Here is a 13,561-nt window from a genome sequence, read left to right as displayed (position 1 = left end):
GTTAAAGCAGTTCGTGCGCTTTGGCGTAATCAATTAATTCTACGATGCTTTGCACACCCAGCTTGGAATAAATATTGGATTTATGCGCGCTAATAGTTTTGTTGCTTAATAGTAGCTGTTCAGCAATTTCCTTATTGGATAATCCATTCGCCAGATACCGTAATACCGTGACCTCACGATTCGATAATGGCATATCTACTGCCATCCCTTTCCCTGAACCCAGGTGGTTTATAAAGTTCAGCGTTTCCGACGGGAAAAAGGAATAGCCCATCAGGATCATTTCTACGGCGTTGTAGATCTCACCCAAATCTTTCCGTTTGCTGACGAAGCCATTTGCCCCGGCGCGAATGGCGCGACCCGCGTAAAATAGCTCTGATTTAGACGAGAGGAACAGAACCTTAATCTCTTTGTTTAAGTTTCTGATTCTCTTAAGTAAAGCGAAAGCATCCGTGCCCGTGAGTTCAATGTCAAGGATCACCAGATCGATAGGGTGATTGCGGATACAGTCAAGGACTTCATGGCTATCGCCAGACTTGAGCTTGACTGCGATATTCTTATTTTTCTGTAGCAGGACTTCTATCGACATTCTGACGATAGGATGTTCGTCCATAATGATAACGGATGCCGGTTTCATTTTTAATGCCTCAGATTGTTAAAAGCGTTATGCAGAGTTTGGTAAAACTCTCGAAATGCCGGAAGGATATAATGTGCAGATCCCTATACCGTAGTATTTCCCTGGAAAGAGCGAAAGCATCCTTGTTTACGTAATGAAAAGAACTATGCCTCAGCGCGGTCATCTCATTAGGCTGGTGTTGGCAAAAAGGTTTTTCTTATTCAAATTTGGTACGCATCTTATTATACAGGGTAAGTTTTTTCCGAAAACCCTGTAAATTAATATCCGCGTATGGGTTTGTATTATCTTCTGGATCTGAATCACTATTTTTTTAAAATTAGCGGAAATATCCTATTATCTCATTTACCGCATATTTTCATCTTTATGTAATAACAAAAAATAACAGATATCTCTGTATGTTGATCAATTGTTAACAAAAATAGACATCATTTCTGGGGGCGAACCCGCGACGCGGAGGTTAAAAATTGCCCTCGCAGGCCGGTAGACCTTCATCCGAAAGTGCTTGCGTTGACCACGATAACGGCGCCAGGTCCGCAGGAGAACATGCTACCCGCTTCGCTTTTTACTCCTGGACGTTGTCGCTAAGCTGCTTGTTTTTACATCATTATCATCTTGTTAACGCTATCTGCATTCGCTTAACGGATGGAGGAAAGTGCTGCCGTTCATTCAATTTATGGCATTTCACAAGGTTTACGCCCATAAATTAGGAATAGTTATAAATTCGATTTTATTGTTAAAAATTAACATTTATGTAACGCAGTTGGTAAGTAAATTCCTAAACCGCTTTAGGAAATAAGGGGTTAGGACGTGAGTGAAAACGTGCAGTCTGAGAGGTTATTAAGAAGATGAAGCAATTCCTGGCGATGGCTCAGCCCCAGCTTCAGCAGGATGCAGCTGAGACGATAGATAATGCGGCTATAGGGGCGATTCTGCATCAGGGCAATCTGACGCAGCGTCTTGCCCCGTGAGAGCTCCTGCAGGATGGGCCATTCATTGCGCGAGAACCAGTCTTTGTCGGACCCCTGCGGGGGGCGGGTATCCAGCAGGCTGTGCTGGAGCGCGGCGGCGTTCAGTTGACGTTCGAGCACATGAAAGGGACCTGCCGCTTTGCAGAAGAGGCGGGTGTCGTAATTATCGGCCCGGACTAACAGCCAGGGCGTCAGGAACGGAGGAAACAGGCTATGCCTTCTCAATTGATCCAGTTTCTCCAGCAGCCCCGTGGACCGGCTTTCTATATCCACGACCAGACGGGCGGAGGGCCACTGTGTCTGCGCGATAAGGGCGTCGTCCAGCGTGGCGTAGTCGCAGCAGCTGCTCAGAGGAAACTGCCCGTTGAGAAAGCCGGTGCGCAGGTAGTGATCCTCCGTCACCAGAAGGATAAAAGGGGCGTCTGTTTTGCGGGGCTGGCTGATGGACTGGCTCAAAAATTCGAGTCGGTCGAAAAAGGGGGGAGCAAAAGGTGAGCGCGTAAATCCCAGTGCATCACTTCCTGTACGCCGCCGCCGGTAACGGCGCACTGTCATTCGCATGGTCTCCCTCCTGGAAATGGCGTTTTAATCCTCCGGCCATGTCCAGGACGGCCAGTAATATCCCTGGCCGAGGTCTGCGCCTGCCTGCAGTGCCCAGGTACGATCGCGTTCAGTCTCAATACCTTCAATAAGCACTTTCCCGGCCAGCTGAAAGCAAAGGGAAACCAGTTGCCTCAGCGCAGGGGTGTCGCGTAAACGCCAGAATGCTTCCTTATCTATTTTGACGCCGCTTAACGGGAGTCGACAGGATAAAAACGACTGCACTAAGACGTCGTCCACGTCATCCAGCCAGATAGCGTGTCCCTGTCTGCTAAGTTGCTGCAGATTCTGAACCACATGCTGCTTCTGTGCGACGGTTAGCGCCAAAAAGGACGCGAGGTCGACAATCTCAATATTGAGCTGCACGCCAGGTAACCTGATAAGTCGCTGAAAAGACGCAGGCTCCGTCAGGACGGTTATCGGCAGATTAATAAAAAGGTTATGTCCGTGCGGCGTATTTTTTAGCGTGGCAAGCTGCGCTTCAAGCAGGGTTATCGACCACTCAGCGGACCGATCGCAAAAAAAGTCCTCGCTGTGGCGGGTGTCGGACAGAACGCTAAGGACCTCCACGCCAACCTGGCGCAAGGAGGTGAGGGCGACGATAGGCTCAAGCTTAATGCCGACGATGTCCTGAGAAAGGTACTGTAACCGGGGGGGCGTATCGATCAGGTTTTGCGCTGTCACTCCATTGTCCTGTTGTCTGTCAGCCTCCAGGCGGCCGGGATACCTGACTCTAGTGTGACGAGCTGACGTTCAGGAAAACAGCAGGCGTTACTTAAATGCAACTAGGCCTTTTCGCAGCGCTAAATTTTACGGTGAAACAGGGAGAAATGTTGAGAAAATAGCCGTATTTACAATCGGCTAGCGGTAATTGCCCAGGAAAGCGGAAAAGGCATTGACTCACCTGCCATTGACCGTATAATTCTTCGCGTTTCACCACCGCGAAGCACACGCTTCTCAGTGCGCCCTTAGCTCAGTTGGATAGAGCAACGGCCTTCTAAGCCGTAGGTCGTAGGTTCGAATCCTACAGGGCGTGCCATTTCCTCTCAACGCACGTCTTTATTCATCGACATCACCCACGCTATGAAGGTTCTCAGCGGTGCTGGCAGATGTTTTCGGCTCGGGTAGTAAACACAAAAATTATCAGCGGGATAGGTATAATCAGGTAGCAAACGGACAAGATTGTTTTCGCTAATTTTATCCTCAACCAAATTCTCATAAACAAACGCAATCCCTAACCCATATTCAGCAGCCTGGATCATTGCCGCGTCTGAATCGACAACCAGATCGCCATTAACAGATACCTCCATTGTTTCCCCTTGTGGATCCATAAACTCCCAGCGATACAGCTTTCCATCAGGAAAACAGCGATTTATACACCTGAAATTGACCAGATCTTTTGGTGAGTCAGGCGTGCCTGATTTCTTCAGAAAATCGGGGCTGGCAACGGGAATAAGAGCCATCTTGCCACCAAAAGGAATGGCAACCATATCTTTAGGAACATCTTGTGTATAACGTATTCCGGCATCGAAACCTGAGTCGATAATATTGATTTTTCTGTCAGTGGTGAACAACTCTAATTTAATACCCGGGTAATCATTTTTGAACGTAACGAAATGGCTTTGAAAAAAGAGATCAACCACGATCCGGGGTAAGTTGACTTTGATGACGCCTTCTGGCTTTTCTTTGTGGTCATTGAGATTATCAATGACGCGTCTGTAGTCATTCAGGACGGGCATCACGTCATCAAGAAACGCTTTACCGACGGCCGTCAAAGACAAGCTTCGGGTGGAGCGATTCAAAAGTCTAACCCCAAGTTTTTCTTCAAGATTATTTATGGCGACAGTTAACGTCGGCGCTGAAACATTTAATTCTTTTGCGGCCTGACGAAAACTCCCGTGTTTTACAATAAGAAGTAATATTTCTATATGTTGTAATTCTGGTGCATTTTTCATTGTTAATTCTCATAAAATACTGCATTAAAAATATACTAATTGTTATGCGTTAAGAATGAAAGTATATATTTCCTGTCATTTATCAAAACAGGAATATAAGATGAAATCACGTTATCTGGGGAAAGATAAATTCCAGGTGTCAGCACTGGGGTTGGGTTGTATGGGGATGAGTTTTGCCTATGGTGGTGCCGAAGAATCGGAGGCGATCAATACCATTCACGCTGCGGTCGATTTGGGCGTTACCTTCCTTGATTCCGCGGAAGTCTATGGCCCCTATGATAATGAAGTCCTGGTCGGGAAGGCGATTAAAGGCATTCGCGACAAGGTACAGATTGCGACAAAATTTGGTTTTCGCATCCTTCCCTCCGGACATGGTCTTGAACGTATGGCTGGTGTTGACAGCCGCCCTGAACATATTCGTGAAGCGGTAGAAGGTTCACTTAAACGTCTCAATATCGAGACTATCGATCTGCTTTATCAGCACCGCGTCGACCCGTCTGTACCTGTTGAAGACGTTGTGGGAACAATGGCTGATTTAATCAAGGAAGGGAAAGTTCGCCATATCGGGCTTTCAGAAGTCTCAGCCGACACGTTACGCCGGGCCTGCAAAGTTTATCCGATTACCGCCGTGCAAACGGAATATTCGCTCTGGACTCGCGAGCCGGAGGAAAGCATTCTCAACGCTTGCCGCGAGCTGGGCGTTGGGTTTGTGCCCTACAGTCCGCTGGGTCGCGGATTTTTAACCGGGAAAATCACCGACAGCTCCGGCTTTGGCGAGGATGATTTCCGGCGGAACCTGCCCCGCTTCCAGAAAGCAGCGATGCAGAAAAACCAACAGCTGCTCGGCCAGCTACAGGATGTCGCGGATAAATACCGCTGTTCCCTCGCGCAGCTGGCCCTCGCATGGGTGATGAGTAAAGGAGATGACATTGTTCCTATTCCCGGGGCTCGAAAAATAGCGCATTTGCAGGATAATGCGGGGGCGGTCAGCCTGAATCTTTCCGATTCTGATATTAAGTTCGTTGACCATGTCTTTACACCTGACAATATCCAGGGGCAAAGATATAACCAGGGTGATTTTAATTTAATCGATAAATAACAAACTGCATTACATTCTCCCGCCTCTCTGGCGGGAGAGTTGTTCATCTGTGCATTAAATGTCGCAATAATAAATAGAAGGCTAATGAATTCTTCTTCCGTTCAGTCTTAAGGTTTTCTTAATTTTGAATTGAACTATCTTTCCCATCTGGATTTTTATCATTTCAAACCACGCAATAATGAAATTTTACACTTTTACGCGTAAACTGGATTGATACTAATTATCATTAGCGTTGTTGTGTGCTTTAATCCTGTCCCACAAAGCTATGAGTGGTTACTCCCGTTGGTCTATTAAGGATATGTTCATGAATTCTCGCCTGCTGTCCTGCTTCTCGCTTGCCTTGTTGTCGTCATCCCTTTTCCTTTCCACACAATCAGTTGCCGCCGATAACAACGAAGGTATCGTTGTGTATAACGCGCAGCATGAAAACCTGGTGAAGTCGTGGGTTGACGGTTTTACCAAAGAAACCGGCATTAAAGTGACTTTGCGTAATGGTGATGACAGCGAGCTGGGTAACCAGCTGGTTCAGGAAGGCAGCGCATCGCCGGCCGACGTATTCCTGACGGAAAACTCGCCGTCCATGGTGCTGGTGGATAACGCTAACCTGTTTGCGCCGCTGGATGCAGACACCCTGAAGCAGGTACCGGCAGAGTATCGTCCGGCGCATGGTCGCTGGATCGGCATTGCCGCCCGCAGCACGGTATTCGTCTATAACCCGGCAAAACTGAACGAGCAGCAGCTGCCTAAGTCTCTGATGGATCTGGCGAAACCCGAGTGGAAAGGCCGCTGGGCGGCATCACCGTCAGGCGCGGATTTCCAGGCCATCGTGAGCGCGATGCTGGCTCTGAAAGGCGAAAAGGCCACTCTGGAATGGCTTAAGGCGATGAAAGCTAATTTCGTTGCCTATAAAGGCAACAGCACGGTGATGAAAGCCGTCAATGCCGGCCAGATTGATGGCGGCGTGATTTATCACTACTACCGCTTTGTCGATCAGTCCAAAACCGGTGAAAACAGCAAAAACACTCAGCTCTACTACTTCAAACACCAGGATCCGGGCGCGTTTGTGAGCCTCTCTGGCGGTGGCGTGCTGGCGTCCAGCAAGCACAAAGCGCAGGCGCAGGCCTTCATCAAATACATTACCGGCAAAGAAGGTCAGGAGAGTCTGCGTACCAACAACGCCTTTGAATACGCTGTGGGCGTAAACGCGGCCTCAAACCCGAAACTGGTCCCGCTGAAAGATCTTGATGCACCGAAAGTTGAACCTTCAACGCTCAACAGTAAAAAAGTTATCGAGCTGATGACGCAAGCCGGTCTGCTGTGATCCTGAGAGTGAAGTGAACGTCTTATGTCTGGTCTGAGTCTCGACATCGGAAAAAACAGAGTGCAGGAGCCTGCCCGCAGGCGTCCTGCACTGCCGATGGTTGCGTTAGCTGTGTTGTTTTCATTAATGGCGCTTCTGCCTTTGGGTTTTATCATTGCCATTGGCATTGAGACCGGATGGGAAACCATTAAGGCGCTGGTATTTCGCCCGCGTGTTGCTGAGCTACTCAGCAACACGCTGTGGCTGACGGCTTTAGCGGTTCCGCTGTGTATCGTGACGGGCGTGGCGATAGCCTGGCTCACCGAGCGCACACAGCTTGCCGGTCGAGGGATCTGGTCTGCACTGGCGGTCGCCCCGCTGGCGATCCCCGCGTTTGTGCAAAGCTATGCCTGGGTGAGCGTTGTCCCGTCCATGCATGGGCTCTCCGCGGGCGTGTTCCTCTCCGTTCTGGCCTACTATCCGTTTATCTATATGCCGGTTGCGGCGGTGCTGCGTCGTCTTGACCCGACGCTTGAAGATGTCGCCGCGTCGCTCGGCACGCCGCCCTGGCGGGTCTTTTTCCGCGTGGTGCTGCCTCAGCTCAAGCTGGCTATCTGCGGCGGCGCGCTGCTGGTGGCGCTGCATCTGCTGGCGGAATATGGCCTGTACGTGATGATCCGCTTTGATACCTTCACCACGGCAATCTATGACCAGTTCCAGTCTACCTTCAGCGGCCCGGCGGCGAACATGCTGGCGGGCGTGCTGGCCTTATGCTGTCTGGCTATTCTGGTGCTGGAAGGCGTAACGCGCGGAAAAGCACGCTACGCGCGCATTGGCGCCGGGGCCGCGCGCGAGCAAAAACGCTTGCCGCTGAAGCCTGCGGCTGCCGCGCTGGGCCAGCTGTTTTTCATCGTGCTGATCGTGCTGGCGCTGGGCGTGCCGTTGATTGTCCTGTGCCGCTGGATTTGGCTCGGCGGCGTGCAAAACTGGATGAGTCCCGATCTCTGGCACTCCCTGCGCCAGACGCTGATGCTCGGCGTGGGCGGTGCGCTCCTGACAACGGCGTGCGTGATCCCCATCGCGTGGCTCGGTATCCGCTATCCGCACCGTATCTTCCGGATGCTGGAAGGGTGCATCTATATCACCAGTTCACTGCCGGGCATTGTCACGGCGCTGGCGCTGGTCACCGTCACCATTCATTACGCCCGCCCCATTTACCAGACGGAAATTACCCTGTTCCTGGCCTACCTGCTGATGTTTATGCCCCGAGCGCTCATCAACCTTCGGGCGGGGATTGCGCAGGCACCGGTCGAGCTGGAAAACGTGGCGCGCAGCCTGGGTAGCACGCCCGCGAAGGCGCTCTGGAGCGTCACGATGCGGCTGGCCGCACCGGGTGCGGCGGCGGGTGCCGCGCTGGTTTTCCTCGGCGTCAGCAACGAGTTGACCGCCACGCTGTTGCTCTCTCCGCTGGGCACGCGCACGCTCTCTACCGGATTCTGGGCGCTGACCAGTGAAATTGACTATGTGGCCGCCGCGCCTTACGCGATGCTGATGATCCTGATTTCACTCCCGCTGACCGCCATTCTCTATATGCAGTCGAAAAAAATTGCAGGGCTATGACATGCTTGAATTAACCGCCATTTCTAAATCGTTTGCTGATGTGCAGGTGCTCGACAGCTTAAACCTGAGCGTTGCGCTGGGGAGCAGGACGGCGATTGTCGGGCCGTCCGGGTCGGGGAAAACCACGCTGCTGCGTATTCTTGCCGGTTTCGAAACGCCTGACACCGGGCGTATTGTCATGCAGGGGAGAACGCTGTTTGATGAAAACCGTTTTGTCCCTGCCCACCAGCGCGGGATCGGTTTTGTACCTCAGGAGGGGGCGCTGTTCCCGCACCTCAACGTGGCAGACAACATTGCCTGGGGGCTGGACGGCACCCGCCACGAGAAACGCCAGCGCGTTGAGGCGCTGATGGAAATGGTGTCTCTGGACAGGCAACTGGCAACGCACTGGCCTCACGAGATTTCCGGCGGGCAGCAGCAGCGCGTGGCGCTTGCCCGTGCGCTGGCCCAGCGTCCTTCACTGATGCTGCTGGATGAACCGTTCTCGGCGCTGGATACCGGCCTGCGCGCCATGACGCGTAAGGCAACGGCCGATCTGCTGGCCGAAGCGGGCGTGGCTTCGATTCTGGTCACCCACGATCAGAACGAAGCGTTGTCCTTTGCCACGCAGGTTGCCGTGATGCGCTCCGGACGCTTCACACAGGTCGGTACGCCTTATGAGGTTTACACCCGTCCCGTTGACGAAGAGACTGCGCTGTTTCTTGGCGACGCCGTGATCCTGCCAGCTCAGCTCGCTGCCGGGTATGCCGTGTGCGCGCTGGGTGAAGTGCCGACGGACAACGCGCATGCGACAGGACAGGGCAGGGTGATGATGCGCCCTGAACAATTACGCGTGACGGCATGTGCCTCACATGAAAGCCCGATCTCGATTCTTGATGTGGACTTCACCGGACAGCTATCGACGCTCACCCTCGGATTAGCCGGGCAGCAACAGCCCGTGATTGTGAAGACCGTCAGCCAGCCAGGATGGAACCCGGGCACGGCGGTACGCATTGATATTGCTGGCACCGCGCGGGTATTCGACTATTCTTAATATTCGTTAGTAATTTCATGCAACGGGTTGTTATAAAAGAATTTTCCCGAACGTATGGCATTTCCTGAGATTCTCTACCATGCTCATAAAACCTCACCACAATGCGTGAGGTTTTTCGTAGTTGCTGATTAATCTCAAGGAAAAAAGGTTATGAAAAAGACGACTGCTATTTTGTTGGGAACGGCGTTACTGTTTACGACCAATGCTTTTGCTGCTCAGTTGCTGACAAAAAATGAGTTCAAGAAAGTTGCGTCTCAGTATCAAAAAATCGGTACGGTAAGTACCTCGAATGAGGTATCGGTTGATGATGCAAAAAAAGAACTGATTGAGAAAGCCGATAAGAAAGGCGCAGATGTCCTGGTGCTCACGTCAGGGAACACCAACAATAAAATTCACGGTACGGCCAATATCTACAAGAAAAAATAACGTCATTGCAGCCACCCCCGCAATGGGGTGGTTGTTCCCCTCATTTCTCGCCAAACCTCCTCATGAACGCGGTTACACTTGCTAATGCATGTATAATGCGTATAGTTCTCATTTGTATTTCAATAAACACATTCTAAGGCCCGACAACGGGTCATTTTTGCGCGCACGTTTAAATGAGTTAACGATGAACAACACCAAAATAAACAACACGCTGTTGGCGCTCGCCGTTGGCGCGGTGACGCATTCCGCCTTCGCGGCGGACGATAAAAAAGAGGACACCCTCGTTGTCCAGGCTGCGCCAGCCAGCGATTTCAAACCCGGTGGCGACCAGTTGGTACCGGCCTTCCTTGACGGGCAGATGGCGAACGGCGGGCGCATGGGGATGCTGGGCCAGCAGAACGCCATGGACGTGCCGTTCAACATCATCAGCTACACCTCAAAGCTGGTGGAAGATCAGCAGGCGAAAACCATTGCCGATGTCGTCGCGAACGACGCGGGCGTGCAGTTCGTCCAGGGATTCGGCAACAGCGCGGAAACCTACCGTATTCGTGGCCTGAAGTTCGACGGTGACGACATGACCTTTGGCGGGCTGTCCGGCGTGCTGCCGCGCCAGGTGGTGGATACCCAGATGGTTGAGCGCATTGAGATCTTCAAAGGGGCAAACGCCCTGATGAACGGCGCGGCGAGCTCCGGCGTGGGCGGGATGATCAACCTTGAGCCAAAACACGCGGGCGAACTCCCGCAGGCGAAAGTGGGCGTGGACTACACCTCAGATTCTCAGATTGGCACCACGCTGGATGCGGGTCGTCGCTACGGCGACAACGACCAGTTTGGCGCGCGGGTGAACCTGGTCCATCGCGAAGGGGAAACCGGCATACCGAACGATCGCCGCCGCACCACGCTGCTCTCTACCGGCCTGGATTACAGCGGTGACCGCTTCCGCACCTCGCTTGATCTGGGCTATCAGAAGAAAACCTTCCACGGTAGCCCAACCAGCGTCAACATTTCGGCGGTGGATTTCGTGCCCGAGCCGCCGAAAAACGATCGCAACTTCTCGCAGAAGTGGGCCTACAGCAACATCGAAAACGAGTTCGGGATGTGGCGCAGCGAGTACGACATCACCGACGGCTGGACCGCCTATACCGGCCTGGGCGCGCAGCATGCGCATGAGGAAGGGATCTACAGCGCGCCGAAGCTGGTAGATAAAAGCGGCAAGGCAACGGTCAGCCGCCTTGATACCAACCGCATCAGCGACTCCGTCAGCGGTATGGCGGGCATTCGCGGTAATTTCAATACTGGTTTCGTCTCGCACAAGGTCAACGTTGGCTATTCGGCGATGACCAAAAACGAAAAAATCGCGTGGAAAATGTCGGCGACGAAGGATAACCCGACGACCAACATCTACCACAATACCGGCGTGGATATGCCGGACAGCAGCAACCTCAACGGCTCAGGCGGGAAATACAGCGATCCGCTGACCAGCGGGCGCACCCGTACTCAGGGCTGGCTGCTGAGCGATACGCTGGGCGTACTGGACGATAAGCTGCTGTTCACCGCCGGGGCGCGCCATCAGAAGGTGGTCATTCGCGGGTATAACAAAATTACCGGTGCGGAAAACGCGGCAGACGGCTTCGACGGCAGCCGCTGGATGCCAACCTACGGCGTGGTCTACAAGCCGTGGGAGGAAATCTCCCTCTATGCTAACCATACCGAAGCGCTGCAGCCGGGCAAAACCGCGCCTAATACCGCCACCAACTACGGCCAGAGCACCGGTATCGTTCACTCTAAGCAGAACGAAGTGGGCGTGAAGGCGGACTTTGGCCGCGTGGGCGGATCGCTTGCGCTGTTCGAAATCAAGATGCCGTCGGCGATCCTCGACGACAGAGGCCACTACGGCCTTGACGCCGAGCAGCGTAACCGTGGCGTGGAGCTGAACGTCTTTGGCGAGCCCATGCTGGGGATGCGTCTGAATGCCAGCGCCACCTGGCTGCAGGCCGAGCTGACCAAAACCAAAAATGGCGTCAATCAGGGGAACGATGCGATCGGTATTCCGAACTTTTACGCCGTATTGGGCGCGGAGTACGACATCAAGCCGATTGACGGCCTGACCGCCACCGCCCGCGTGAACCACTCCGGCGCGCAGTACGCTGACCTGGCAAACACCAAAAAGCTGGACAGCTACACCACGCTGGATCTGGGTATGCGCTATCGCTTCGCGGTGAACCACAATGCAAACCAGATGACCGTGCGCGCGGGCATTGACAACGTGACCAATGAAAACTACTGGGCCAGCGTGGACGATTCCGGTACTTACATCACGCAGGGTGAACCGCGTACCTTTAAGATCTCGGTTGGCTACGAATTCTAAGCGTTCCATCTCGTTATCCGGGGCAGGGATGCCCCAATCCCTTGCTACCTCCAGCATGAAGTGTTAAAACGTGCCCCTTCTAAAAAAGAGACAGGGGTAGGACGTGAAAGACGCGTCATCCGCTTCAGGCCATGGTAGCGCCGAAGCCTCGTCGGATCAGAATCCGACGCTGCAACGTGGTTTGCAAAATCGACACATTCAGTTAATTGCCCTTGGCGGCGCGATCGGTACCGGGCTGTTTCTTGGCATCGGCCCCGCTATTCAGATGGCTGGCCCGGCGGTACTGCTGGGGTATGGTATCGCCGGGATTATCGCCTTCCTGATCATGCGCCAGCTTGGCGAGATGGTTGTTGAAGAGCCGGTTTCAGGCTCCTTCGCGCACTTTGCTTATAAATACTGGGGCCCGTTTGCAGGCTTCCTGTCCGGCTGGAACTACTGGGTTATGTTCGTGCTGGTGGGGATGGCGGAGCTGACCGCCGCAGGCATCTACATGCAGTACTGGCTGCCGGATGTCCCGACGTGGATCTGGGCGGCGGCCTTCTTCATCATTATCAACGCCGTAAACCTCGTTAACGTCCGCCTGTATGGCGAAACCGAGTTCTGGTTTGCGCTAATCAAGGTGCTGGCGATTATCGGCATGATCGGCTTTGGCCTGTGGCTGCTGTTCTCCGGCCACGGCGGCGAGCGTGCCACGATCGATAACCTCTGGCAGCACGGCGGCTTCCTGGCGACCGGCTGGAAAGGGCTGATCCTCTCGCTGGCAGTGATCATGTTCTCCTTCGGCGGATTAGAGTTGATTGGCATCACCGCCGCGGAAGCGCGCGACCCGCATAAAAGCATTCCAAAAGCGGTTAACCAGGTGGTATACCGTATTCTGCTGTTCTACATCGGCTCGCTGGTGGTGCTGCTGGCGCTCTATCCGTGGGTGGAAGTGAAATCCGACAGCAGCCCGTTCGTGATGATTTTCCACGATCTGAACAGCAACGTGGTCGCCTCGGCGCTGAACTTCGTCATTCTGGTGGCGTCTCTGTCGGTCTATAACAGCGGCGTTTACTCCAACAGCCGTATGCTGTTTGGCCTCTCCGTGCAGGGCAACGCGCCGAAGTTCCTTACCCGCGTCAGCCGTCGCGGCGTGCCGGTAAATTCCTTGTTCCTTTCCGGTGCCATTACGTCGCTGGTAGTGCTAATCAACTACCTGCTGCCGAAAGAGGCCTTTGGCCTGCTGATGGCGCTGGTTGTCGCCACGCTGCTGCTGAACTGGATCATGATCTGCCTGGCGCACCTGCGATTCCGCGCCGCGATGCGCCGCAAGGGACGCGAAACGCAGTTCAAAGCGCTGCTTTACCCTGCGGGGAACTACATCTGTATCGCGTTCCTGGGGCTGATTCTGGTGCTGATGTGCACCATGGATGAAATGCGTCTTTCGGCGATGCTGCTGCCGGTGTGGGTGATCTTCCTGTTTGTGGCGTTTAAGCTTTCCCGCAAAAAGTAGCACGTTTTTCACCCTCTCCCTGTGGGAGAGGGCTGGGGTGAGGGCACCAGACCGCACTTGCCTTCA

Annotated in this window: 11 protein-coding genes and 1 tRNA gene; 8 read left to right on the top strand and 4 right to left on the bottom strand. The window is 53.4% G+C overall.

Going from position 1 to position 13,561, the window contains the following annotated elements:
* Nucleotide 1: 1 nt before the first annotated feature.
* The 3 genes from fimZ to ACDO57_RS12525 form a co-directional block, all read right to left on the bottom strand.
* Nucleotides 2-634 carry a fimbria biosynthesis transcriptional regulator FimZ gene (fimZ, locus tag ACDO57_RS12535; RefSeq protein ID WP_024906886.1) on the bottom strand — a complete coding sequence of 211 codons (633 nt, stop codon included), beginning with the start codon at nt 632-634 and terminating at the stop codon, nt 2-4.
* An 800-nt stretch (nt 635-1,434) separates the two neighbouring features.
* Nucleotides 1,435-2,163, bottom strand: a complete 729-nt coding sequence (locus tag ACDO57_RS12530) for a response regulator transcription factor (protein WP_024906887.1) — start codon at nt 2,161-2,163, stop codon at nt 1,435-1,437.
* A 24-nt stretch (nt 2,164-2,187) separates the two neighbouring features.
* On the bottom strand, nt 2,188-2,886 hold the full coding sequence (locus tag ACDO57_RS12525) for an EAL domain-containing protein (RefSeq protein WP_048991446.1): 699 nt from the start codon (nt 2,884-2,886) through the stop codon (nt 2,188-2,190).
* A gap of 278 nt (nt 2,887-3,164) precedes the next feature.
* Between ACDO57_RS12525 and ACDO57_RS12520 the strand changes: the two genes are divergently transcribed.
* Nucleotides 3,165-3,241, top strand: a tRNA-Arg gene (locus tag ACDO57_RS12520).
* Nucleotides 3,242-3,248: 7 nt separating this feature from the next.
* On the opposite strand, the gene ACDO57_RS12515 is transcribed toward ACDO57_RS12520, so the two are convergent.
* Nucleotides 3,249-4,157, bottom strand: coding sequence for a LysR family transcriptional regulator (locus ACDO57_RS12515; protein ID WP_370884045.1), 909 nt, complete (start codon nt 4,155-4,157; stop codon nt 3,249-3,251).
* A gap of 100 nt (nt 4,158-4,257) precedes the next feature.
* On the opposite strand from ACDO57_RS12515, the gene ACDO57_RS12510 reads away from it, so the two are divergent.
* The 7 genes from ACDO57_RS12510 (at nt 4,258) to pheP (ending at nt 13,495) form a co-directional block, all read left to right on the top strand.
* Nucleotides 4,258-5,256 carry an aldo/keto reductase gene (locus tag ACDO57_RS12510; RefSeq protein WP_024906890.1) on the top strand — a complete coding sequence of 333 codons (999 nt, stop codon included), beginning with the start codon at nt 4,258-4,260 and terminating at the stop codon, nt 5,254-5,256.
* 304 nt (nt 5,257-5,560) lie between these two features.
* The gene (locus ACDO57_RS12505; protein ID WP_024906891.1) at nt 5,561-6,577 is read left to right on the top strand and encodes an iron ABC transporter substrate-binding protein; all 1,017 of its coding nucleotides are present in this window, start codon (nt 5,561-5,563) and stop codon (nt 6,575-6,577) included.
* Between the two features lie 24 nt (nt 6,578-6,601).
* Nucleotides 6,602-8,176 (top strand): ABC transporter permease, encoded by a 1,575-nt coding sequence (locus tag ACDO57_RS12500; protein WP_370884044.1) that lies wholly within the window; start codon nt 6,602-6,604, stop codon nt 8,174-8,176.
* A gap of 1 nt (nt 8,177) precedes the next feature.
* Nucleotides 8,178-9,209, top strand: coding sequence for an ABC transporter ATP-binding protein (locus ACDO57_RS12495; protein WP_370884043.1), 1,032 nt, complete (start codon nt 8,178-8,180; stop codon nt 9,207-9,209).
* Between the two features lie 150 nt (nt 9,210-9,359).
* Complete coding sequence (gene yahO / locus ACDO57_RS12490; RefSeq protein WP_024906894.1) at nt 9,360-9,635, top strand: DUF1471 family periplasmic protein YahO; 276 nt, start codon at nt 9,360-9,362, stop codon at nt 9,633-9,635.
* Between the two features lie 184 nt (nt 9,636-9,819).
* Nucleotides 9,820-12,003, top strand: coding sequence for a TonB-dependent receptor (locus ACDO57_RS12485; RefSeq protein ID WP_370884042.1), 2,184 nt, complete (start codon nt 9,820-9,822; stop codon nt 12,001-12,003).
* A gap of 103 nt (nt 12,004-12,106) precedes the next feature.
* Nucleotides 12,107-13,495, top strand: coding sequence for a phenylalanine transporter (pheP, locus tag ACDO57_RS12480; protein WP_024906896.1), 1,389 nt, complete (start codon nt 12,107-12,109; stop codon nt 13,493-13,495).
* Nucleotides 13,496-13,561 lie beyond the last annotated feature (66 nt).

It is taken from the genome of Enterobacter cloacae complex sp. 2015409 (assembly GCF_041365315.1).
In the GTDB taxonomy this organism is placed as follows: Bacteria; Pseudomonadota; Gammaproteobacteria; order Enterobacterales; family Enterobacteriaceae; genus Enterobacter; species Enterobacter pseudoroggenkampii.
This window is presented reverse-complemented; position numbering and strand designations above follow the sequence as displayed.

Bases quoted from the DNA above. Each gene is read 5' to 3' on its own strand.
- fimZ (WP_024906886.1), bottom strand. From the start codon at position 634: ATGAAACCGGCATCCGTTATCATTATGGACGAACATCCTATCGTCAGA.
- ACDO57_RS12530 (WP_024906887.1), bottom strand. From the start codon at position 2,163: ATGCGAATGACAGTGCGCCGTTACCGGCGGCGGCGTACAGGAAGTGAT.
- ACDO57_RS12515 (WP_370884045.1), bottom strand. From the start codon at position 4,157: ATGAAAAATGCACCAGAATTACAACATATAGAAATATTACTTCTTATT.
- ACDO57_RS12510 (WP_024906890.1), top strand. From the start codon at position 4,258: ATGAAATCACGTTATCTGGGGAAAGATAAATTCCAGGTGTCAGCACTG.
- ACDO57_RS12505 (WP_024906891.1), top strand. From the start codon at position 5,561: ATGAATTCTCGCCTGCTGTCCTGCTTCTCGCTTGCCTTGTTGTCGTCA.
- ACDO57_RS12500 (WP_370884044.1), top strand. From the start codon at position 6,602: ATGTCTGGTCTGAGTCTCGACATCGGAAAAAACAGAGTGCAGGAGCCT.
- ACDO57_RS12495 (WP_370884043.1), top strand. From the start codon at position 8,178: ATGCTTGAATTAACCGCCATTTCTAAATCGTTTGCTGATGTGCAGGTG.
- yahO (WP_024906894.1), top strand. From the start codon at position 9,360: ATGAAAAAGACGACTGCTATTTTGTTGGGAACGGCGTTACTGTTTACG.
- ACDO57_RS12485 (WP_370884042.1), top strand. From the start codon at position 9,820: ATGAACAACACCAAAATAAACAACACGCTGTTGGCGCTCGCCGTTGGC.